Source organism: Methylobacterium sp. J-070, from assembly GCF_022829385.1.
Classification (GTDB): Bacteria; Pseudomonadota; Alphaproteobacteria; order Rhizobiales; family Beijerinckiaceae; genus Methylobacterium.
This window is the reverse complement of the sequence record NZ_JAKSXX010000118.1, coordinates 1-767: the sequence shown is the minus strand read 5'-3', so window position 1 is coordinate 767 and position 767 is coordinate 1. Positions and strand designations below refer to the sequence as shown.

1 pseudogene is annotated in these 767 nt (G+C 74.8%); it reads left to right on the top strand.

The window, feature by feature from the left end:
* Window positions 1-767, top strand: a pseudogene (locus MKL01_RS09700) (methyl-accepting chemotaxis protein); the annotation flags it as partial.

Below are 767 nucleotides of genomic sequence, written 5' to 3'. Positions count from 1 at the left end.
GACGCGATGGCGCGGCTGGCGAGCGGGGACACGGACGTGGTCGTGCCCTCGCAGGATGCCGCGGGCGAGCTCGGCGCCATGGCCAAGGCCGTGGACGTGTTCCGCCGGAACGCCCTGGCCCGGGCCGAGCTGGAGGCGGCGCAGGCCGCCGAGCAGGCGGCCCGCCGGAACCGGGCCGAGCGGGTCGACCAGCTGGTCCACGCCTTCGAGCGGAACGTGGCCTCCTCGCTGGAGATCGTCACCGCGGCCGCCACCGAACTCGACGCCACGGCCCGCGCGATGACCCGGGTCGCCGACGAGACCAACGGCCAGGCGGTGGCCTCCAGCGCGGCCGCCGAGCAGACCGCGTCCAACGTCCAGACCGTGGCGGCCGCGGCCGAGGAGATGGTGTCCTCGCTCCAGGAGATCGAGCGGCAGGTGCTGCGCTCCAACACGGTCGCCACCCACGCGGCCCAGGAGGCCGAGGCGACCAACGCTGCCATGGCGAGCCTGCGGGCGGCCGCCGAGCAGATCGGCGCGGCGGTGACGACGATCTCGGGGATCGCCGCGCAGACCAACCTGCTGGCGCTCAACGCCACCATCGAGGCGGCCCGGGCGGTCTGACCGGCCAGTTCCTTCACCTCCGCGGCGACCGACGAGATCGGCGGCCAGATCGCGGCGATCCAGGCGGCCACGGGCCGGGCCTCGGAGGCGATGGGGCAGATCGCCCGCACGATCGCCAGCGTGAGCGAGATCAGCGGCGCGATCGCCTCGACGGTGGTGGAGCA